The sequence below is a fragment of the Janthinobacterium sp. BJB426 genome, from assembly GCF_002735705.1.
Lineage (GTDB): Bacteria > Pseudomonadota > Gammaproteobacteria > Burkholderiales > Burkholderiaceae_D > Janthinobacterium.
Genome location: NZ_PDZL01000001.1, coordinates 504,114 through 525,227 on the forward strand (window position 1 = coordinate 504,114; position 21,114 = coordinate 525,227).

16 protein-coding genes are annotated in these 21,114 nt (G+C 63.1%); 13 read left to right on the forward strand and 3 right to left on the reverse strand.

Annotated elements, in window-relative coordinates; all coding sequences use genetic code 11:
- Position 1 precedes the first annotated feature (1 nt).
- The 12 genes from CSQ93_RS02225 (at position 2) to CSQ93_RS02280 (ending at position 16,218) form a co-directional block, all read left to right on the forward strand.
- The gene (locus CSQ93_RS02225) at positions 2–1,189 is read left to right on the forward strand and encodes an efflux RND transporter periplasmic adaptor subunit (protein ID WP_099376522.1); all 1,188 of its coding nucleotides are present in this window, start codon (positions 2–4) and stop codon (positions 1,187–1,189) included.
- 5 nt (positions 1,190–1,194) lie between these two features.
- Entirely contained in the window at positions 1,195–3,189 is a 1,995-nt protein-coding gene (locus CSQ93_RS02230; protein ID WP_099376523.1) for a MacB family efflux pump subunit, read from the forward strand.
- A gap of 134 nt (positions 3,190–3,323) precedes the next feature.
- Positions 3,324–3,854 carry a sigma-70 family RNA polymerase sigma factor gene (locus tag CSQ93_RS02235; RefSeq protein ID WP_099376524.1) on the forward strand — a complete coding sequence of 177 codons (531 nt, stop codon included), beginning with the start codon at positions 3,324–3,326 and terminating at the stop codon, positions 3,852–3,854.
- A gap of 1 nt (position 3,855) precedes the next feature.
- Positions 3,856–4,812, forward strand: coding sequence for a FecR domain-containing protein (locus CSQ93_RS02240; protein WP_233515998.1), 957 nt, complete (start codon positions 3,856–3,858; stop codon positions 4,810–4,812).
- 80 nt (positions 4,813–4,892) lie between these two features.
- Positions 4,893–7,412 (forward strand): TonB-dependent siderophore receptor, encoded by a 2,520-nt coding sequence (locus CSQ93_RS02245; RefSeq protein WP_099376526.1) that lies wholly within the window; start codon positions 4,893–4,895, stop codon positions 7,410–7,412.
- Between the two features lie 188 nt (positions 7,413–7,600).
- The gene (locus CSQ93_RS02250; RefSeq protein WP_099376700.1) at positions 7,601–8,530 is read left to right on the forward strand and encodes an ABC transporter substrate-binding protein; all 930 of its coding nucleotides are present in this window, start codon (positions 7,601–7,603) and stop codon (positions 8,528–8,530) included.
- A gap of 233 nt (positions 8,531–8,763) precedes the next feature.
- On the forward strand, positions 8,764–9,567 hold the full coding sequence (locus CSQ93_RS02255) for a cytochrome C assembly family protein (protein ID WP_099376527.1): 804 nt from the start codon (positions 8,764–8,766) through the stop codon (positions 9,565–9,567).
- A complete protein-coding gene (locus CSQ93_RS02260) occupies positions 9,564–9,824 on the forward strand; it encodes a PP0621 family protein (RefSeq protein WP_099376528.1) in 261 nt (86 codons plus the stop codon). Before CSQ93_RS02255 ends, CSQ93_RS02260 begins: the two co-directional genes overlap by 4 nt.
- A 118-nt stretch (positions 9,825–9,942) precedes the next feature.
- Complete coding sequence (locus tag CSQ93_RS02265; RefSeq protein WP_099376529.1) at positions 9,943–11,016, forward strand: sigma 54-interacting transcriptional regulator; 1,074 nt, start codon at positions 9,943–9,945, stop codon at positions 11,014–11,016.
- Positions 10,994–11,605: a 1,6-anhydro-N-acetylmuramyl-L-alanine amidase AmpD gene (ampD, locus tag CSQ93_RS02270; protein WP_099376530.1), complete on the forward strand. Its 612-nt coding sequence runs from the start codon at positions 10,994–10,996 to the stop codon at positions 11,603–11,605. The genes CSQ93_RS02265 and ampD overlap by 23 nt, the downstream gene beginning before the upstream one ends.
- 391 nt (positions 11,606–11,996) lie before the next feature.
- Positions 11,997–14,948 carry a ribonucleoside-diphosphate reductase subunit alpha gene (locus tag CSQ93_RS02275; RefSeq protein ID WP_099376531.1) on the forward strand — a complete coding sequence of 984 codons (2,952 nt, stop codon included), beginning with the start codon at positions 11,997–11,999 and terminating at the stop codon, positions 14,946–14,948.
- A 118-nt stretch (positions 14,949–15,066) separates the two neighbouring features.
- The gene (locus CSQ93_RS02280) at positions 15,067–16,218 is read left to right on the forward strand and encodes a ribonucleotide-diphosphate reductase subunit beta (protein WP_034746600.1); all 1,152 of its coding nucleotides are present in this window, start codon (positions 15,067–15,069) and stop codon (positions 16,216–16,218) included.
- A 719-nt stretch (positions 16,219–16,937) separates the two neighbouring features.
- On the opposite strand, the gene CSQ93_RS29140 is transcribed toward CSQ93_RS02280, so the two are convergent.
- The gene (locus tag CSQ93_RS29140) at positions 16,938–17,939 is read right to left on the reverse strand and encodes a hypothetical protein (RefSeq protein WP_199534218.1); all 1,002 of its coding nucleotides are present in this window, start codon (positions 17,937–17,939) and stop codon (positions 16,938–16,940) included.
- A gap of 378 nt (positions 17,940–18,317) precedes the next feature.
- On the opposite strand from CSQ93_RS29140, the gene CSQ93_RS02290 reads away from it, so the two are divergent.
- Positions 18,318–18,851, forward strand: a complete 534-nt coding sequence (locus CSQ93_RS02290; protein WP_233515999.1) for a YggT family protein — start codon at positions 18,318–18,320, stop codon at positions 18,849–18,851.
- Positions 18,852–18,900: 49 nt separating this feature from the next.
- Here CSQ93_RS02290 and CSQ93_RS02295 read toward each other — a convergent pair whose 3' ends face one another.
- Both CSQ93_RS02295 and CSQ93_RS02300 read right to left on the reverse strand, forming a co-directional pair.
- On the reverse strand, positions 18,901–19,839 hold the full coding sequence (locus CSQ93_RS02295; protein WP_099376534.1) for a carbohydrate kinase family protein: 939 nt from the start codon (positions 19,837–19,839) through the stop codon (positions 18,901–18,903).
- Between the two features lie 11 nt (positions 19,840–19,850).
- Positions 19,851–21,107 (reverse strand): DUF3426 domain-containing protein, encoded by a 1,257-nt coding sequence (locus CSQ93_RS02300; RefSeq protein WP_099376535.1) that lies wholly within the window; start codon positions 21,105–21,107, stop codon positions 19,851–19,853.
- Positions 21,108–21,114: the final 7 nt, after the last annotated feature.

Below are 21,114 nucleotides of genomic sequence, written 5' to 3' on the forward strand. Positions count from 1 at the left end.
GATGGCGACCCGTCTGCCTTCCCGCCGCGCCCGCATCCTGGGTGGCGTGGTCTTGCTGGTGCTGTTTGGCGCCGGCGCCCTGTGGGCCACGCGCGGCCCGGCCACCGTATTCGACACGGCGCCCGTCAAGCGCGGCAATATCGAAGCCAGTGTCACGGCCATCGGCACCTTGCAGCCGCAAACCTATGTCGACGTGGGCGCGCAAGTGTCGGGCCAGATCACGCGCCTGCACGTGCAGCCCGGCAGCGCCGTGGAAAAAGGCCAGTTGCTGGCCGAGATCGACCCCAGCGTGCAGCAAGCCACGGTCGATGCGGGTCGCGCCGCGCTGGCGGGCTTGCGTGCGCAGCTGGCCGACCAGCAGGCGCAGCACCGCCTGGCCGGCCAGCAGCATGGCCGCCAGAAGCAGATGGCCAAGTTCGACTCCACGCCCTTGGCTGACCTGGAAACGGCCGAAGCCACGCTGGCCTCGGCCGGCGCCAAGATCGACCACCTGAAGGCGCAGATCGACCAGACCCAGGCCAGCCTGAAGGCGGACGAGGCGCGCCTCGGCTATACGCGCATCTACGCGCCCATGGCCGGCAAGGTGGTGGGCCTGGATGCGAAGGAAGGGCAAACCCTGAACGCCACGTACCAGACGCCGAACATCCTGCGCATCGCCGATCTGTCGGCCATGACGGTATGGACGGAAGTATCGGAAGCGGACGTGCGCCGCGTGCGCCCGGACATGCCCGTGTACTTCACCACCCTGGGCGGCGACCAGCGGCGCTGGAGCGGCAAGGTGCGGCAAGTGCTGCCGGCCCCGCCGGTGCCAGGCGGTTCTGCCGCCGGCACGGCCCTGGCGCCGTCGACCAGCAAGGTGATTTTATATACCGTGTTGTTCGACGTGGATAACGCCGATGGTGAACTGATGCCGCAGATGACGGCGCAAGTGGTGTTTGTCACGGCCGCGGCGAACAATGTGCTGGCCGTGCCCTTGCCGGCCCTGAAACCCTCGACGGAAGAAGGCGCCAAGCCGGGGCAGTTCACGGCCCGCGTGATGGATGCGGACGGCAAGGTCGATACGCGCGCCGTCACCGTGGGCGTGCGCAACCGCCTCAGCGCGGAAGTGCTGCAAGGCTTGCGCGAAGGCGAGTTGCTGGTCACGGGCGAGCAGCCGGCCGGCAACGGCAGCAGCAGGTTCCAGCTGTGAGCGCGATGAGCGAGGCCGCGTCGCTGGGGCAGGCCGGGGAACCTGGCCAGCCGGCGCCATTGATTGAGCTTGCCGGCATCCGCAAGCGCTACGGCGGCCATGACGGCGCGCCGGCCGTGGAAGTGCTGCGCGGCCTGACCCTGTCGATTGGCGCCGGCGAATTCGTCGCCATCGTCGGCGCCTCCGGTTCCGGCAAGTCGACCCTGATGCATTTGCTTGGCTGTCTTGACCGGCCCAGCGACGGCATTTACCGCTTCGCCGGCCAGGATGTGGCCAGCCTGAATCCCGATGAACTGGCGTGGCTGCGGCGCGAAGCGTTCGGCTTCGTCTTCCAGGGGTATCACCTGATCGCCACGGAATCGGCGCGCGAAAACGTGGAAGTGCCGGCCTTGTATGCGGGCATGCCGGCGGCCGCCCGCCACGCCCGTTCGGAAGCGCTGCTCAAGCGCCTGGGCCTGGGAGAGCGGCTCGACCACCGGCCGAACCAGTTGTCCGGCGGGCAGCAGCAGCGCGTGTCGATCGCGCGCGCGTTGATGAATGGCGGGCGCATCATCCTCGCCGATGAACCGACTGGGGCGTTAGACAGCAGCAGCGGCGCCGAAGTCATGGCCCTGCTGGGCGAACTGGCCGACGCGGGCCACACCATCATCCTCATTACGCATGACCGCAAGGTGGCGGCACAGGCGCGCCGCGTGATCGAGATCAGCGATGGCGAAATCATCGCAGACTCGGGCGCCATCGCCATTCCCGCTACGTCGACGGCCTTGCCGCCGCTGGACATGTCGCGCGCCGCGCATGACACAGGGGCCTCGCTGGGCACGGAATTGCTCGACGCGGCGCGCGCGGCCTGGCGCGTGCTGTGGATCAACCGCTTCCGCACGGGCTTGACCTTGCTCGGCATCGTCATCGGCGTCGCCTCCGTCATCGTCATGCTGGCCATCGGCCTGGGCACGCGCCAGCAAGTGATGGCGCAACTGGGCGCCTTCGGCTCGAATCTGCTGTACATGGCGTCGCGCGGCGAAAGTTCGCGCATCCCGGGGCGCAGCATCACCCTGGCCGATCTCGATGCACTGAAAGACGTGCCGGGCATTACCCACGTGCTGCCGAATGTCACGGGCAACAAGGTGATCCGCCATGGCAACCTCGACGTGCAGACCTATGTGCGCGGCACGGGGCCGGCCCTGCCGCAGATCCAGACCTGGCCCGTGGCCAAGGGCGGCTTCTTTACCGAGGAAGACGAGCGCGAGATGGCCACCGTGGCCGTACTGGGTGCGCACCTGGCGGAAAAGCTGATGCCCGACGTGCCCAATCCCGTGGGGCAGAGCATCCTGATCGGCAATGTGCCGTTCCAGGTGATCGGCGTGATGAGCGCGAAGGGCGCACTGACGGGCGAGAAGGATGAAGACGACGTGCTGCTGCTGCCGTTTTCTACGGCCGGCATTCGTGTCTTCGGTCAGCGCGAGCCGACGTACACCGTCATGGCGGTGGCCGACGTCAAGCGCGTGACGGAGGTGGAGGCGGCGGTCGACGCCACCATGTTCGAGCGCCACCGCATCCGCGACTACGGCATCAGCAACGCGGCCGCGTCGATCGCCGCCGAAGCCAAGACGCAGGACAACATGACCATGATGCTCAGCCTGATCGCCGCCGTCTCGCTGGTGGTGGGCGGTATCGGCGTCATGAACGTGATGCTGATGACGGTGCGCGAGCGCACGCGCGAAATCGGCATCCGCATGGCGACGGGCGCGCGCCGGCGCGACATCCTGCGCCAGTTCCTCACCGAAGCCGTGCTGGTGTCGGTGGTGGGCGGCGTGGCCGGCATCGTGGTCGGCGTGACGGTGGCCGGCTTGCTGCTGGTATGGGACGTGCCGGTGATCTTTTCCCTGAGCGCCATCGCCGGCGCGTTTGCCTGCGCCGTGGTGACGGGGCTGGTGTTTGGCTTCATGCCGGCGCGCAAGGCGTCGGGCCTCGACCCCGTCGTGGCGCTCGCTGGCCAGTAAGGCCGGCTGTTGTAAAAACGCCAGCGCAATGCCTGCCATCGCGGCCAGGCATTGCGCCGGCGTTGTTGTTTCGGCTAGAATGAGAATAATTCTTATTTGCATTGGTGCCAGGCGCCTGACAGGAAAGGATGCCCATGTCGGCCGCCGACTTCGCCCTACAGCAAGACCACTCTTCTCCCACGCATGCCGCCCAGGCGCTGTACCAGCAGCACCACGGCTGGCTGCATGGCTGGTTGCGCTACAAGCTGGGCAATGCCGCCGACGCGGCCGACCTGGCGCACGACACCTTCATCCGCATCCTGGCGCGGCGCGACCTCGGCGCCATCAGCCAGCCGCGCGCCTACCTGACGACGGTGGCGCGCGGCATCCTGATCAACTGGTACCAGCGCCAGGCGCTCGAACGCGCTTATCTTGACGCCATCGCCCTGCTGCCCGAAGCGCAAGCGCCTTCATGCGAAGAGCAATTGCTGATCCTGGAAACCCTGCACCAGGTCGACGCCATGCTCGATTCCCTGCCGGCCGCCGTGCGGCGCGCCTTTCTGCTGTCGCAGCTGGAAGGGCTGACGTATGACGCCATCGCCGCGCGGCTGGACGTGTCGCTGGCCAGCGTGAAGCGCTATATGAAGCAGGCGTTCCTGGCGTGCCTGCGGCTCGATGGCGACTAGCTTGGGCGCCCGCGTTCCCATCGATCCGCGCGTGCTCGAACAGGCGGCTGACTGGCTGATGCAACTGCACTCGGGCGCGGCCAGCGCGCAGCAGCGGCGCGAATGCGAACGCTGGCGCGCAAGCGACCCGGAACATGCGCGCGCCTGGCAGCGTGCCGAAGCGCTGCTGGGCAAGCTGGGTGGCCTGCCGCCGGAGCTGGCCATGCCGGCGCTGGACCGGTCCCGCGCATCGCGAACCTCGGCGCGCCGCGCCGCGCTGCTGAAACTGGCGGCCCTGCTGGCCGTGGTGCCCGGCGCCTGGCTGCTGCTGGAACAGCAGGGCTGGCGCCACGATTACCGGACAGCGACGGGCGAGCGGCGCAACATCGTGCTGGCCGATGGCAGCCGCATCAGCCTCAATACGGCCACTACCCTGGACGTGCAATTCGATGGCGCGCAGCGTCTGCTGACCCTGCGGCGCGGTGAAATCGCCGTGCACACCGCCCCCGATGCGCAGCGCCGGCCCTTCTTTGTTGCCACGGCCGAAGGCCGGCTCGAAGCGCTGGGCACGGTGTTTTCCGTGCGCCAGGAAGAGGGCCGGACGATGCTGGCCGTGCGGGAAAGCCGCGTGCGCGTGCTGGCGCACAGCGGTGCGCAGCACATCATTGCGGCGGGTTCGCAGGTGGCCTTCACAGCGGCGGCTATCGGCGAACCGCGAGCGCTGGACGCCGGAGAGCTGGCGTGGCAGCGCGGCATGCTGCTGGCCGACGCCATGCGCCTGCACGATTTTGCGCTGGAACTGGGCCGCTACCGGCCCGGTATCGTGCGCTGCGATCCCCGCGTGGCCAATGTGCGCGTCTCGGGGGCGTTTCCCATCACGGATACGGATGCGGCGCTGGTGATGCTGGTGTCGACCTATCCCGTGGCGGCGCGCACGCGCCTTGGCGGCTACTGGGTCACCCTGGATGCGCCTGAATAAATAGTTTTCAAAACCTGACACTTTTTTCGCGCCGGGCTGGCAAGGGGAAGAAGATCCCATTGCCATGTAAAGGAAACGTCATGCCCGCAGCTCCCTTCCGTTCCATCGTTTTTCTCTCCGTCCACCTTGCCATGCTGGCCATGGCGGCACCCGCCCATGCGGCGTCGCTCGACGCGCCCGTCGCGCGCAGCATCGAACTTCCGGCCGGTCCTTTGGGCCGCAACCTGTCCACCGTGGCCGTCGAAGCGGGCATCGCCCTGTCCTTCGATCCGGCCCTGACGGCGGGTTTGAACAGTCCCGCGCTGAGCGGCAGCTATACCCCGCGCGCAGCGCTTGCGCGCCTGCTGGCCGGCAGCGGCCTGGAAATCACCGGCCGCAGCGACGGCAGCTATACTTTGCAAAAAGTGGCGCCCGCGACACCTGCAGCCGCTGCTGCGGCTACCACCGCCAGCGCCGCCGGCGAGCAAACCCTGGCCGCGATCCGCGTGCGCGCGCGCCGCTCCAGCGATGGCAGCACGGAAGGGACGGGTTCCTACACGAGCCGCGTCACCAGCATCGCTTCCAAGGGCGACCAGTCGTTCCGCGAAATTCCCCAGTCGGTGTCCGTGGTGACGCGCCAGCAGCTCGATGACCAGGACGTCAAGGATATCGGCGGCGCCATGGCGCTGACGCCGGGCATCACCTCCAAGCGCGTGAACGGCCACGCCTACAATTTCTATTCGCGCGGCTTCCAGATCGACAGCATGCAGATCGATGGCGGCGCCCCCTTCAATATCGGCAGCTATACCGCGACGGCAATCCAGGATATGGCGATGTATGACAGGGTCGAGGTGATGCGCGGCGCGTCCGGCCTGCTGGCCGGTGCCGGTGATCCGGGCGGCATCATCAACCTAGCGCGCAAGAAGCCGCTCGAGCACCGGCAACTGACGGCTGCCTTGTCGGCGGGCAGCTGGAGCAATTATCGCGCCGACATCGACGCCACCGGGCCGCTCGCGTATGACGGCCGGCTGCGCGGCAGGGTGGTGGCCATGTATGAAAATGATGGCTCCTTCATGCGCCACTTCCGCACGGAAAAGGCGCTCGTGTACGGCGTGCTGGAAGCGGATCTGCCCGCGGGATCGCTGTTGACCGTGGGCGCTTCGCAGGCCAAGCGTGATACGACTGGCAGTGGTTCCGGCTTGCCCCGCTATGCGGATGGCGCCGATGTGCAGTTGCCGCGCTCGACCAACCTGAGCCAGCCCTGGGGTTATGTTGACAACGAGGTCACGGAACTGTTTGCCCAGCTCGAACACCGTTTTGCCGCTGGCTGGAAGCTGAAAATCAATGCCAGCCATGTCGAGCAGAGCTCCAAGGGGCGCGGCACGTTTACCACTGGCGCCGTGGAACCTGGCGGCAGTGATGGCGTCGTGTGGGCCGGCACGCGCAACAATGCCTGGAATCACCAGAATGTGCTGGACCTGAACCTGACGGGCAATTTCGGGCTGCTGGGACGCACGCATGAGTTGCTGCTGGGGGCAGACCGGCAGAAGGTCACGAGCTACTGGGATTCGGCCCGGCAGACGGGGGCCGGCACTACCCCGGCCAATCCCTTCGATCCCGATGCCACGCCCTGGACGGGCGGCGATAATGGCCCTGTCTGGTACCGTTTCCATCCATGGGAGCAGGAACAATATGGCGCTTACGGCACCGTGCGCCTGCATCCCAGCGACCAGCTGCACGTGGTGCTGGGCGCCCGCCTGGCCCGCTACAAGTTCAAGCAATACGTGGCATCGCTGGATGGCGACACGGGAAGCTGGTCGCCCGATTCGGACAGCCGCTTCAGCGAGCCGACCAAGCTGACGCCGTATGGCGGCATCATTTACGACCTCAATCCACAGTGGTCGGCGTATGCCAGCTATTCCGCCATCTTCAAGCCGCAGGCGCTGTACAAGGCGGGGCCCCTGCCGGGCACCTCGCTCAAGCCCATCACGGGCAAGAGCTATGAAGGCGGCCTCAAGGGCGAATTGCTTGAAGGTCGCCTGAATGCCACTTTCAGCCTGTTCCATGTCGAACGCAGTGGTGAGGCCGTGCTGGATCCTGGCTATCCGGAAGAAACCGACTTGTATGCGGGTAATTGCTGCTACTTGCCGCAGGGCAAGGTGACCAGCCGCGGCGTGGATATGGAAGTGGGCGGCGAACTCTTACCCGGCTTGCAGGCCGCCGCCGGCTATACGTTTAACCATAGCAAGAATGACAGCACGGGCTTGCCTTTCAGCAGCATCACGCCCAAGCATCTGTTCAAGCTGTCGACGGCGTATACCTTGCCTGGCGCCTGGTCGGCCTGGAAGGTGGGCGGCAATGTCGCCATCCAAAGCGCCAACTACACGAGTGGCACGGTGGTCACGCGCGATGGCGGCGAGCGGGACTTCCAGTTTACGCAGGGCGGCTATGCCGTCTGGAGCGCACTGGCGCAATACCGCATCGATCCCCGCTGGTCGCTGGCCCTGAACGTCAATAATGTCTTTGACAAGCGCTACTATGAAAAGACGGGCTACACGGGGGGCGGCAACTGGTACGGTGCGCCACGCAATGCGAGCCTGACCCTGCGCGCCACGTTTTAAGCAGGACGGGACGGCCAGGGCAAAAAAATGTTGCCCTGGCTCCAACACGCGGTACTATCTCCTCATAATAAAAAAGCAGTGTTTCGCGTGCCCTTGCGGGCACACACCAACCACCACAGGAGAACCCGATGCAGAAAAAATCAACTTTGAAGACCGGTATCGCAGCCGCCCTCGTGCTGGCCTTCGGCATGGGCGCCGTGCAGGCCCAGGCGCAGGAAGTCGTGCGCCTGGGCAATCTGAAATTCGCCCATTACGGCGCCGTGTCGTACATCAAGGAAATCGCGCCCAAATGCGGCATCAAGGTCGAAGAGCATATCTTCGCCAAGGGCCTCGACGTGATGCAGGCGATTATCGCGGGCGAGCTGGACGTGGGGGCGACGGCGTCCGAAGCTGCCATTTCCGGCCGCGCCGGCGGTGCGCCGATCTATGTGGTGGCCGGTTTTGCCAAGGGCGGCGCGCGCCTGGTTGCGGGCGCCGGGCAAAAGATCGCCAGCGTCAAGGAACTCAAGGGCAAGCGCGTGGGCGTGACGCGCGGCGGCATACAGGAAGTGCTGTTGCTGGCCGAGCTGTCGCAGGCGGGCCTGACGTATTCCGAAACCAAGGGCAAGGATGTGCAGCTGGTATTCCTGGCCTACGCCGACTTGAACCAGGCGCTGATGGGCAAGAATATCGACGCCATGATGCAGTCGGAGCCGCAATCGTCGCAGGCCATCAACAAGGGTTTCGGCAGCGAAGTCATCAAACCGTACGACACGCCGATCGGCGAGCCCGTGCGCACCATGGTGATGACGGAAAAGTTCTACAAGGAACGCCGTCCCGTGGCGGAAAAATTCATGCGCTGCTTCGTCGAAGCCACCAAGACCTTTATCGACAACAAGGCGACGGCGGAAAAGTACGTGCGCGAAGTGGTGTTCCGCGGCCAGATCACGAAGGATGACTTCGACGACGCGATCAGCAATTCGCCGTATTCGTATGACATCTCGCCCGAGCATATCCAGATCACCACGGACGTGATGGTGAAAACGGGCGTGGGCCGCATGACGAAGCCGCCTGTGGCCAAGGACTGGGTCAAGACGGACTTGCTGGAACAGGCGAAAAAGAGCCTGAACGTGAAGTAAGCCGGATATTGGCAATACCCGATGGCCCGCTTAAGCGGGCCATCATTTTTTTGCGGCATACTAATATATATAAGCAGGCGGTGCGAAAGATTGCCGAAATCTTGAGGGTGCGCCACCCCGTCATGCCTCAGGCGCGATATCATGGCAGGCTTGCGGCATTGGTTGGCGGCGTCGTGCCTGTCACCGGGCTGTCGCCTGAATCGCGCTTGTCGGCTATGGTGTAAACTTAAACTATGCAGATCTATTTCTTTTTCATCGCCGCCCTGTTGTACGCGGTGTGCGCGGTGCTTCCCTCGTCTCGTGCCCGGCTCATTGCCGGCCTGACCGGCGTCGCCTGGCTGGCGCACGCCGCCACCCTGTGGTTCGACCTGATGGCGCCGGGCACTTTGCGCTTCGGTTTTTCCGCCATGCTGTCGGCCGCGCTGTGGGTCTCGGTGGGCGCCTACTGGATAGAGAACCGCAACTTCAGCCTGGACGGACTGCGCCGCATGGTCATGCCCAGCGCCGTTCTCGCCATCGGCCTGGCCTGGGCCTTTCCCGGCAGCCAGGTCAGCATGGAAGGCAAGTCGGCCGTCTTCGGCTGGCATATTGCCGTCGCCGTGCTCGCCTACAGCACTTTGACGATTGCCGCCTTTCACGCCGTGCTGATGGCGCTGCAGGAATCGCGTCTGCATACGCGCAGCGAAAGCCGTGGCTTCATCGGCACGGCGCTGGACCAGTTGCCAGCCCTGCTGACGATGGAAAAGCTGCTGTTCCGTATGATCGGTCTGGGTTTTATTTTGCTCAGCCTGACCGTGCTGTCGGGCATCGTGTTTTCCGAGCAATTATTTGGCAAGGCCCTGAACTGGGATCATAAATCCGTGTTTACCATGCTGTCGTGGCTGTTGTTTGCCTCGCTGCTGGCAGGCCGCCGCTTTCGCGGCTGGCGCGGCAAGACGGCCCTGAGTTTTACCCTGGCCGGTTTCGCCACCTTGCTGCTGGCCTATGTCGGCAGCCGTTTTGTACTGGAAGTGGTTTTACACCGAGGATTCGCATGACACGTGTTTTATTCTGGCTGGCGCTGGTGTTTCTGGTGCTGTTTGCTATCCGCAGCAAGATTCGTGGCATGCAGCAACGGGCCCGTGCGCAACAGCAACAGCGGCCGAATCCGTTTACGCCACCGGTGCGGCCGCAGGAATTGCCGGATGCCGAGCTGATGCTGTGCTGCGCCCATTGCGGCGTGTACTACCCGGCCTCGGAAAACGTGCAGGCCAAGGGCCACGACTACTGCAGCCACGCGCACGCCACGGTGTAAGGGCGGGCCCGCAGGTTCGCGCGCGTTGCTCATCCGTATCGTAACGTCCTCCGGCATCCGTCCGGCGTAGCATCTGCAACAGGCGGTTCGCCGCCGCCATTGCAGAAAGGCGCGCCTCATGTCCCGTCCCAACCCCAGTCCGCATACCGCTGCCGGCATGCCGCCGGCGCCACAATTGAGCGGCAACTCGCTGCCCATGCAGGCGCTGCGCGCGCAGATCGGCCGCATCGCCCGCTGTGGCGCGCCGGTGGCCATCCGCGGCGAATCGGGCACGGGCAAGGAACTGGCGGCGCGCGCCATCCATGCGCAGGGCGCGCGCGCCAGCTTCCCGTTTATCGCCGTCAACTGCGGTGCCATTCCCGAAGCGCTGATGGAAGCGGAATTCTTCGGCTGCCGCCCGGGCGCCTATACGGGCGCGCTGCACGAACGCCAGGGCTTGTTCCAGGCGGCCCATGGCGGCAGCCTGCTGCTCGACGAAGTCGATGACCTGCCGCTGACCATGCAGGTAAAACTGTTGCGCGTGCTGCAAGAGCGCCGCGTGCGCAAGCTGGGCGGCAGCAGGGACGAGGCCGTCGACGTGCGCATCCTGTGCGCCAGCCAGCATGGCCTGGCGCGCGGCGTGGCCGCCGGCACGTTTCGCCAGGACCTGTTTTACCGCCTGCATGTGATCGAGCTGGCGCTGCCGCCGCTGCGCGAGCGGCGCGGCGATCTGCAGGTATTATGTGAGGTGATCCTCGCGCGCCTGTCGCCGCACCGGACCGTGAGCCTGGCGCCACCGGTGCTGGCGGCCCTGTCCGCGTACGCGTTTCCCGGTAATGTGCGCGAACTGGAAAACCTGCTGGAGCGGGCGCTGGCCTTTGCCGACGGCGGCGTGATCGCGCTCGACGGGCTGGCCTTGCCCTCCGCGGCGGGCAGCATGCCCTTGCGGGCGGCACCAGCAATGCCAGCCTTGCCGGAACGGCAACTGTGCCTGCCCGGCATGGCGGCGCATGGCGTGGCCCCCGTCCTGCCGCTGGACGTGTATTTGCGCCAGGCCGAGCGCGACATGATCGTGCTGGCGCTGGTGCAGGCGCGCTACCACCGCGCGCGGGCGGCGCGCCAGCTGGGCCTGAGCGTGCGCCAGTTGCGTTACCGCATGCAGAAATTGACGATACAGGAAGCCCTATTTGATGAGCGCATGGATGATAGATGAAGACGGCTGGTGCGACGGCGCGTTGCGCTATGACTCGCCGTACCACGATGCGCGCCCGGACGGGGTGCAAGTCGACTTGCTGGTGATCCATAACATCAGTTTGCCGGGTGGCCACTTTGGCGGACCGCATGTGTCGGACTTGTTTACGGGCCGGGTAGATTATAATGCCGATCCTTCTTTCGCCGACCTGCGTGGCTTGCAGGTGTCGGCGCACTTTTTTGTGCGGCGCGATGGTGCGCTGTTGCAATATGTTTCTACTGATCAACGTGCCTGGCATGCGGGCGCGTCCACCTTCGAGGGACGCCCGCAGTGCAATGGCTATTCCATCGGTATCGAAATGGAAGGCGCGGACGATGTGCCCTTCCAGAGGCGGCAATATCATGTGCTGGCGGCGCTGACGGTGGCGCTGGTGGCGCGCTACGGGCTGTCCCAGGTGCGCGGCCACGAGCATATCGCGCCGGGAAGAAAGACGGATCCGGGGCCGTTTTTTGACTGGTATTTTTACCAAGAGTGCTGGCTGGAAACCTTGCGCGGGCAAGCTGCGTTAGCGCTTACTTCGCGGGGATTGGGCTTTCCATCCATGCCCTGAAAAGTCAACCGAAATCGTATATGAAAATACAAAAAATTACGCCCGCGGATGCCGGAAAACTATTGCATCCCCCTCCGATGGGCACTACAATTAGTGCAGAAGTTGGATGTAAAGACTATATGTAGTGCCATCACAGACGTTTTCAGAATTATTGTCAAAGCTACCCGGATTGCTGATAAAGCACTGGAACTGGCGGTTTATCACCCTTGATCGTGTTTTGCGCCAGCCGGGCAGTGCGGTGTGGCGAGATGGATACTGACCTGTTTTATGCATTATAAATTTACTATTTAGCAACAAATACCTGAAGAAACCCTGACCATCGGGCGTTCTATTCAACAACACACGCGGCAGCAAAACTGCAGGCTGACTTTAGCTGACAACGGGAGCTTCAATGCAATCACCACAAGATATTTCCATCCATCCAACGCCAGTATCGCCAGCGCCAGGCGCGGCCAACAGCGTAGCGAGCACGGGCGCGGCATTGGGCGACTATCGCATCATCCGCCGCAACGGCGCGGTGGTGGCATTTGAGCCTTCGAAGATCGCCATCGCCATGACCAAGGCGTTTTTGGCCGTTAACGGCGGCCAGGGCGCAGCCTCGGCACGCATCCGCGAACTGGTGGAACAACTGACCGACGGCGTGGTCGCCGCGCTGGTGCGCCGCCATCCGGGCGGCGGCACCTTCCATATCGAAGATGTGCAAGACCAGGTGGAACTGTCGCTGATGCGTTCGGGTGAGCACGACGTGGCGCGTGCCTACGTGCTGTACCGCGCCAAGCACATGGAAGAGCGTCGGCTGCAGAAGGAAGCGCAGGGCGCTTCCGCGCAAGTTTCCGCACCACAATTGAACGTGCTGGATAACGGCGTGCGCCGCCTGCTGGACATGCAGGAAGTGCGCGACCTGATCAACGCCGCCTGCGCCGGCCTGGAAAAGCACGTCGATGCCGACGCCATCCTCGCTGAAACCGTGAAAAACCTGTACGACGGCGTGCCTGTCGAAGAGCTGCACAAGTCGGCCATCCTGGCGGCGCGCGCGCTGATGGAAAAAGACCCGGCCTACAGCCAGGTCACGGCCCGCATCCTGCTGCACACGGTGCGCAAGGAAGTGTTCGGCAAGGAAGTGCCGCAAGCGGCCGCTGCCGCCGAATACCTGACGTATTTCCCGCAATACATCGCCAAGGGCATCGCCGCCGAGCTGCTGAACCCGGTACTCGCCAGTTTCGACCTGGAGCGTCTGGCAAAAGCCATCGTCGCCGACCGCGACTTGCAGTTCGGCTACATCGGCCTGCAAACCCTGTATGACCGCTACTTCCTGCACATCCAGGACGTGCGCATCGAAATGCCGCAGGCGTTCTACATGCGCGTGGCCATGGGCCTGGCGCTGAATGAAGCGGACCGCGAAGCGCGCGCCATCGAGTTCTACAGCCTGCTGTCCTCGTTCGACTTCATGAGCTCGACCCCGACCCTGTTCAACTCGGGCACCCTGCGTTCGCAGCTGTCGTCGTGCTACCTGAGCACCGTCTCGGATGACCTGGAAGGCATCTACGACGCCATCAAGGACAACGCGCTGCTGGCCAAGTTCGCCGGCGGCCTGGGTAACGACTGGACGCCAGTGCGCGCCCTGGGCGCCCACATCAAGGGTACCAACGGCAAGTCGCAAGGCGTGGTGCCGTTCCTGAAAGTAGTCAATGACACGGCCGTGGCGGTCAACCAGGGCGGCAAGCGCAAGGGCGCCGTCTGCGCCTACCTGGAAACCTGGCACATGGATATCGAGGAATTCCTCGACCTGCGCAAGAACACGGGCGACGACCGCCGCCGCACGCACGACATGAACACGGCGAACTGGATTCCCGACATGTTCATGAAGCGCGTCATGGAAAAAGGCGATTGGACCCTGTTCTCGCCGTCGGACACGCCAGACCTGCACGACAAGGTCGGCAAGGCCTTCGAACAGGCTTACCTGGGCTACGAAGCCAAGGCTGCCGCCGGCGAAATCCGCGTCTTCAAGAAGATCGCCGCGCTGGACCTGTGGCGCAAGATGCTGTCGATGCTGTTTGAAACGGGCCACCCATGGATCACGTTCAAGGATCCTTGCAACATCCGCAGCCCGCAGTCGCACGTCGGCGTCGTTCACAGCTCGAACCTGTGCACGGAAATCACGCTGAACACGGGACCTGACGAAATCGCCGTCTGCAACCTCGGCTCCGTCAACATGCCGGCGCACATGAAGGAAGGCAAGCTCGATCACGTCAAGCTGGCCAAGACCGTGCGCACCGCCATGCGCATGCTCGACAACGTCATCGACATCAATTACTACGCCGTCGAGAAGGCGCGCAATTCGAACATGCGCCACCGTCCGGTCGGCATGGGCGTGATGGGCTTCCAGGACTGTCTGCACATGATGCGCATCCCGTTCGCCTCGGACGCCGCCGTGTCGTTCGCAGACACCTCGATGGAAGCCGTCTGCTACTACGCCTACCTGGCGTCGACGGAACTGGCCGAAGAACGCGGCCGCTATGAATCGTATGCCGGTTCGCTGTGGGACCGTGGCATCCTGCCACAGGACTCGGTGAAACTGCTGGCCGAAGAGCGCGGCGGCTACCTGGAAGTCGATTCCTCGTCGGCCATGGACTGGACCCCGGTGCGCGAACGCATCGCCAAGTTCGGCATGCGCAACTCGAACTGCGTGGCGATCGCCCCGACGGCGACGATTTCGAACATCATCGGCGTCTCGGCCTGTATCGAGCCGACGTTCCAGAACCTGTACGTGAAATCGAACCTGTCGGGCGAATTCACCGAGATCAACGGCTACCTGGTGCGCGACCTGAAGGCACGCGACCTGTGGGATGAAGTCATGATCTCCGACCTGAAGTACTTCGACGGCTCGCTGGTGAAGATCGACCGCATCCCGCAAGACCTGCGCGATATCTACGCCACCGCCTTCGAAGTGTCGCCAAGCTGGCTGGTGGAGGCGGCTTCGCGTCGCCAGAAGTGGATCGATCAGGCCCAGTCGCTGAACATCTACATGGCCGGCGCCTCGGGCAAGAAACTGGACGAGACCTACAAGCTGGCATGGCTGCGTGGCCTGAAAACCACCTACTACCTGCGTACCATCGCCGCTACCCACATGGAGAAATCGACCTCCAAGACGGGCGCCCTGAACGCCGTGGCAGTCGACGGCGGCATGTCGGCCAGCGCGCAAAGCGCCCAGGCAGCCGTCGTGGCGGCAGCAGCGGTGGCCGTGGCGCCGGTAGTGGCAGCGGCAGCGGACGACGCCGATGGCGAAGCTTGCTACCTGCGTCCGGGTGATGACGGCTTTGAAGAGTGCGAAGCCTGCCAGTAAGATTTTAGTTGTCAGCCCGGCACGGTCGGGCTGATTCAATGTTGTCAATGTCCGCATTGTCCGATACAACGGGCCTGTTGCGGATCGCCGGCTCGCCGGCATGGAAAGGAAGAAGAATATGTCGTTGTCATGGGATGATGAAACCACGTCGGCAGCTGTGCCGCGTCCGGCGCAGCAAGCGCCACTGGGTAATACCGAATTGAACCTGCCGGCAGGTGCCGAGCCGTCCGAAGCGAACGCCGAGCAAGTGGCGCGCCGCGTGAATGCCGACGACAAGCGCATCATCAACGGCAAGACGGACGTCAACCAGCTGGTGCCGTTCAAGTACAAATGGGCCTGGGACAAATACCTGGCCGGCTGCGCCAACCACTGGATGCCGCAGGAAGTGAACATGCAGCGCGACATCGAGCTGTGGAAGAACCCGAACGGCCTGACGGACGACGAGCGTCGCCTGGTCAAGCGCAACCTGGGCTTCTTCGTGACGGCCGACTCGCTGGCCGCCAACAACATCGTGCTGGGCACCTACCGCCACATCACGGCGCCCGAGTGCCGCCAGTACCTGCTGCGCCAGGCGTTCGAGGAAGCGATCCACACGCACGCCTACCAGTACATCGTCGAATCGCTGGGCCTGGACGAAGGCGAGATATTCAACGCCTACAACGAAGTCAAGTCGATCCGCGACAAGGATGAATTCCTGATCCCGTTCATCAACACCCTGACCGACCCTGCGTTCGTCACCGGCACGGTGGAAAACGACCAGAAGCTGTTGAAATCCCTGATCGTGTTTGCCTGCCTGATGGAAGGCCTGTTCTTCTACGTGGGCTTCACGCAGATCCTGGCGCTGGGCCGCCAGAACAAGATGATGGGTGCTGCCGAGCAGTACCAGTACATCCTGCGCGACGAATCGATGCACTGCAACTTCGGCATCGACTTGATCAACACGATCAAGATGGAAAACCCGCAGCTGTGGACGGCCGAATTCCGCGAAGAGATTAAAGTGTTGTTCATGCAGGCCGTGGAACTGGAATACGCATACGCGGAAGACACCATGCCGCGCGGCGTGCTGGGTTTGAACGCGCCGATGTTCAAGGGTTACCTGCGCTTCATCGCCAACCGCCGCGCGCAGCAGATCGGCATCGAGCCGCTGTTCGCCCAGGAAGAAAATCCATTCCCGTGGATGAGCGAAATGATCGACATGAAGAAGGAGCGTAACTTCTTCGAGACGCGCGTGACCGAGTACCAGACAGGTGGTGCGCTGAACTGGGAATAAGCCTTTTTCAGTCAACGCCAAAAAGCGCCGTCATCGTGACGGCGCTTTTTTTTCGCGTGCATGGCGGCGGCAAAATTCGTCCATCATCGGGCCATGCGACGCGGCTTGCGCCAGGATTTTCGGCTGCCGCAACTGGCCGCATCGCGGGCTCAAAAAATCATTTCCGGAGACGCTGGCGGCGGCATTTGCCACGCGATTGTGCGATAGCACGCGTAACGTGCAAAAAAGCGGGCGAAAACGTGTCGTGCCGGTTGCGCATTGACAAGGTTTTCGTGTACTTTATGAGATTGCAAATGCGAGCGTTAGAATGCGGGGTTTTTTAACCAGCGCGGTAGCGAAAAAACCTCGCAAAACAGGGATACAGATTTACACGGATATGCACAAAACCACACCGTTTTCGTCTGCCGCCGTGCCCGAATTTTTTCAGGCATGGCGGTTTTTTATTTGACGCATGGGTGTTGTGGCGAGCGCGATGCGAGGAGCGAAAAAACGCACGGCATCGAAAACGAATGACCGAATTCAGACTTTGCCACCAGCTGCGAGATAAAGCAGGGTGGCACCGACGATGGCTGAAGTGCTGCAAACGTGAGGAGTTGCAGCAGTTCAGCTGGTGCCGAATTCATTAGCGCAAACGACCGTTTGTGCCGATGAATAATTCGCCTGGCCTATCCCTGTGGTGGGTCGGACGGGTTTAAATCTTGTAGCTTAAATTTCTCATCTCAGATGAAGGAGAGACAAATGGCAACAGCCGCTAAGAAATCAGAAGTAAAGAAACCAGCCGCCAAGGCTGCTCCTGCCGCGAAGAAGCCGGCAGCCGCAGCAAAGACGGTTGCCGCTAAACCAGCTGCTAAAGCCGCAGCGAAACCAGCCGCAAAACCAGCCGCCAAAGCCGCAGTCAAGCCTGCAGCAAAAGTGGCTGCCAAACCAGTAGCGAAAGCCGCAGCGAAACCAGCGGCCAAGGTAGCAGCAAAACCGGCAGCCAAGCCGGCAGTGAAAAAAGCTGCAGCGAAACCTGCAGCCAAGGCAGCAGCCAAGCCAGCAGCGAAAAAAGTCGTCGCCAAGGCAGCAGCGAAGCCAGCAGCAAAAGCCGCAGCAAAACCAGCGGCCAAGGCAGCAGCCAAGCCAGCAGTGAAAAAAGCTGCAGCGAAACCTGCAACGAAGGCAGCAGCCAAGCCAGCAGCGAAAAAAGTCGTCGCCAAGGCAGCAGCGAAGCCAGCAGCAAAAGCAGCAGCCAAGCCAGCAGCAAAAGCAGCAGCGAAGCCAGCAGCCAAAGCGGCAGCCAAGCCAGCAGTGAAAAAAGCCGCAGCGAAACCTGCAGCCAAGGCAGCAGCGAAACCGGCCGCCAAAGCGGCAGCCAAGCCAGCAGCGAAAAAAGTCGTCGCCAAGGCAGCAGCAAAGCCGGCCGCCAAGGCAGCAGCCAAGCCAGCAACTAAGGCTGCAGCGAAGCCTGCCGCCAAGGTAGCAGCGAAGCCAGCAGCAAAAGCGGCAGCCAAGCCAGCGGCCAAGGCAGCAGCGAAGCCGGCAGCAAAAGCGGCAGCCAAGCCAGCGGTCAAGGTAGCAGCGAAGCCGGCAGCAAAAGCGGCAGCCAAGCCAGCGGCCAAGGTAGCAGCGAAGCCAGCAGCGAAACCTGCCGCCAAGGTTGCAGCAAAACCTGCAGCAAAACCTGCAGCCAAGCCAGCGGCCAAAGTAGCAGCGAAGCCGGCAGCAAAAGTTGCAGCCAAGCCAGCTACCAAGGTAGCAGCGAAGCCGGCAGCGAAAGCAGCAGCGAAACCTGCCGCCAAGCCAGCCGCAGCGCCAGTTGTGGCAGCCGCACCAGCAGCAGCGCCGGCAGCAGCTCCAGCGGCACCAGCCGTCGTGGCAGCCAAGCCAGCCGCCAAGAAGGCCGCGCCTAAAAAGGCCGCACCGAAGAAGGCAGCTCCTGTCGCCAAGCCGTCGGCGCCTATCGCACCTGTAGCAAAAACCGTGTTGGCACCGGCTGCAGCCTGGCCATTCCCAACCAGCACCCGCCCATCGTAATTCCTGCGATACGGGTGCCTGGATGAGGCAACACGCCGCTGTGTGACTCAATCACACAGCGGTTTTTTTTTGGAGAATTAGTCGTGCTGATCGTTATCCTTACATTGATCGTTGATACCATCGCTACCTTGCTGGGCGGCGTGTTGCTGCTGCGCTTCTGGATGCAGGCGGTGCGCGTGCGACCGCCCTCGTCGGTGGCGCAATTCACGTTTCAATTGTCCGACTGGCTGGTGCGCCCCCTGCGACGCGTGGTGCCGGGCGTGGGCGGGTATGACTGGGCCAGCCTGATCGGCGCCTTCCTGATCGTGCTGCTGGCCAGCTCGGTGCTGTTTATTGCCGGCCATCCCGTCGAAGTGGTGCTGCTCAAGTCGCTGCAACGCTTCCTGCAATGGATACTCTACGGTTTTATGGCCTTGCTGATCATCGAAGCCATCTTCAGCTGGGTCAACCCGCATGCGCCGCTGGCGCCGTTTGTACGGGCCCTGAACGAGCCGCTGCTGCGTCCGATACGCAAGGTCGTGCCGCTGGTCGGCAGCCTGGACCTGTCTTTGCTGGTGGCTTTGATCTTGCTGCAGATTGCGCAAGTGCTGGTGGGGATGATTATTGTACTGAGGTAAAGCGAGAAGGTCGGCTTGGCGCTTGGGCGCAAGCCGACCGGGTTACATATTAATAGCGGTAACCAAACGCCGCTTCAAACTGGTCGGCGATGCTCTCTGGCGTAAACACATGGTTTTGCGCGCCCTGGGTGGCGATCTTGATGGCGCCCAGCAGGCTGGCCAGGCGGCCGCTGGTTTCCCAGCCCAGGTCGTTGGTGATGCCGAACAGCAAGCCGGCACGGTAGGCGTCGCCGCAACCGGTCGGGTCCAGCACTTCCTTGGCGGTCACGACAGGAATGTCGATGCGCTTGCCGTCCGTATAGATTTCCGATCCTTTTTCGCCGCGTGTGACGATCAGCGCTTCCAGGCGGCTGGCGATGTCCGGCAGGGTCAAGCCCGTGCGTTCCATCAACATTTCCATCTCATAATCGTTGGCCGACACATACGTGGCTTTGTTGATGAAGTCGATCAACTGTTCGCCATTGAAACGTGGCAACTGCTGGCCCGGATCGAACATGAAGGGGATGCCCAGTTCGGCCAGGTCGGCGGCGTGCTTGAGCATGCCCTGATCGCCGTCCGGCGAAATGATGGCGACCTTGGCCGGGCCGGCATTGGCGATCGGGTTTTCATGCGCAAACGACATGGCGCCCGGGTGGAAGGCATTGATCTGGTTATTGTCCGCGTCGGCCGTAACGAAGCACTGCGCGTTGTAGCTGTCGGCCTTGATCATGATGTTGGCGGTGGAAATGCCCAGCTTTTGCAGGCGCTCCAGGTAGGCGGCGCTATCCTGGCCCATGACGCCGACGATGCGCGGGTCGCCGCCCAGCATTTTCAGGCTGTAGGCGATGTTGCCCGAGCAGCCGCCGAACTCCGTGCGCATGGTGGGCACGAGGAAGGAGACGTTCACCTTGTGCAACTGGTCGGCCAGCAGGGATTCGCCGAAGCGGCCAGGGAATTGCATGATGGTGTCGGTGGCAAGCGAGCCGCAGATCAGCGATGTTTTGGTCATGATAGTGTCTGTTAAGGGTAAAAGATGGCGATATGGTAGCCAGACGCCGTGAGCTGGTCTAATGCAAAATACAGTTTGATGGTTTGTTCCGAGCGCGGCGCAAACCCCGCACTCACGTCGATCGTGGCCGGCAGGTAGTCGCGCGGCGCGATCACGCGGCGCAAGACCGGCTTGTCGTTGGCGTCGTTGAGTATCAGTTCGATGCTGGGCCAGGCTTGCACGCTGCGGCCCTGGTTGCGCAGCAGCGAGACGTACGAGAAGGTTTGGTCCTTCAAGGTCTGCAACTCGCCTTGCTCGATGGCCAGCGCCTCGATCTGTGCCGGCAAGTCGACCTGGCAGCCACTGAGCTTGCACAGCGCGACCAGGGTTGGCTTCCACTGCGGAAATTGCGCCGCCAGCGGATTGCGGAAGGTGGTCATTACTTGCAGGAATAGCAGCAAAAGCAGTGCTGTCGAGCCGAGGGCCATGGCGACGCGCAAGGCCTTGCCGCTCTGTTCGCGGCGCCGGCCCAGGGTCACAAAGGCCGGCTCGTCGTCGGCTGGCGGCTGGACGGGGTCTTGCTGCTGCTCTGCCGCCTCCGGCGCAACGGGAGCGGCGGGCAGCGGCGTGAAGGAATGGTCGGCCAGCGTGGGTTCCTGGCGCGCGGGCACGGGCTTGTCCAGACTGATCTTTTCGGCCGCAGGCAGCACCGGTGCGGCGCCAGCTTCCAGATTCGGTTCGCGGCGGCTGTCGCGCAAATACGTGGCGAAGGCGGGCGCCTCATCGACCTGGCGGCGCTTGAAGGGCGCCATCGGCCGGGGTAACGGTGGTTCGGGCAGTGCTGCCGGTGCTTCTACCGGTGTTGCTTCAGGTTCAGGTATGTCGAGCGGTATGTCGAGTGGTGCGGCGGCCGGCGCCTCGTCGGGCAGGGCCACGTCGAGGTCCAGCTCGATGTGTTCGCCATCGTCTGCGTCGTCCTTGAGCTGCGCCGTTTCCGGCAGGATGCCGAACGGGTCGAACGAGGTGTCGAAGTCGAGGGAATAGATGGGTTCGTCGTCCGTGGCGGACGGCAGGCTGTTGTCGGCAGGGTAACTGGTCGACAGCGGGGTGGCAGTGCCGGGAGCGGAGGTTAAAAACGGCGATGCTGCGGCTGGATCGACCAGCGCGGCATTGCCGTCAAACACTTCCCTGCACGTGCCACAGCGCACGATGCCCCCACGTAACTTCAACTGGTCAGCAGCGACCCGAAATATCGTGTTGCAATGGGGGCATTTGGTGGCGAGGGCCATTGCTGTG